The 730-nt window shown below is 33.2% G+C and carries 2 protein-coding genes; both read left to right on the top strand.

The window, feature by feature from the left end; all coding sequences use genetic code 11:
- Positions 1-372, top strand: a 372-nt coding sequence (locus ACYVRH_RS13840) for an ABC transporter permease subunit (protein WP_461257468.1), incomplete at its 5' end; no start/stop codon positions are given.
- Positions 369-730, top strand: a 362-nt coding sequence (locus ACYVRH_RS13835) for an ABC transporter permease family protein (protein WP_461257467.1), incomplete at its 3' end; no start/stop codon positions are given. The genes ACYVRH_RS13840 and ACYVRH_RS13835, both read left to right, overlap by 4 nt.

The following is a 730-nucleotide window of genomic DNA, read 5'->3' as shown; positions in this document are numbered from 1 at the left end:
ATTATTTATCTTGCGGCGATTACAGGCATTGATCCAAATTTATATGAAGCTGCCGCAATTGACGGATGTAATCTCTTTCAAAAAATGATACATATCACTTTACCGTGTATTAAGCCAACAATTATTGTTATGCTTATTATGAGTGTAGGACGTATTCTCGACGCCGGCTTTGAAATGCAATATCTGTTAAGAAATGGACTGGTAATGGATGTATCTGATACCATTGACGTTTATGTGCTGTTATTTGGTTTACAGCGTTCAAATTATTCTCTTGCTACAGCCGCCGAGATGTTTAAAAATATCGTTAATATCAGCCTTGTTTTTATTGCAAATGCAATAGCAAAAAAGGCAGGTGAGGAGCGTTTAGTATGAATCAATATAGGAATGAAAATGAATATTTTCATATAGTTAATAATATTTTCCTTTCAGTGTTAATTTTTATTACGCTGTACCCGTTTTGGAACACTATTGTAGTGTCATTCAATGATCCAATTGACACAATTAGAGGCGGTATTTCTTTTATGCCAAGGAAGCTGACCTTAATTAATTATAAGGTAATATTCCAAACAGGGGCTATTCCTCATGCTTTCTTTATTTCTGTCGCAAGGACATTAATTAAATTTGTTACCAATGTGTTTTTTACAGCCATGATCGCTTTTGCCCTTTCCAGACGTGAATTTGTTTTATTAAAACCCTTTACTTTTATTTTGATACTTTCAATGTATATAAA

Source organism: Treponema sp. R80B11-R83G3 (assembly GCF_054786115.1).
This window is presented reverse-complemented; position numbering and strand designations above follow the sequence as displayed.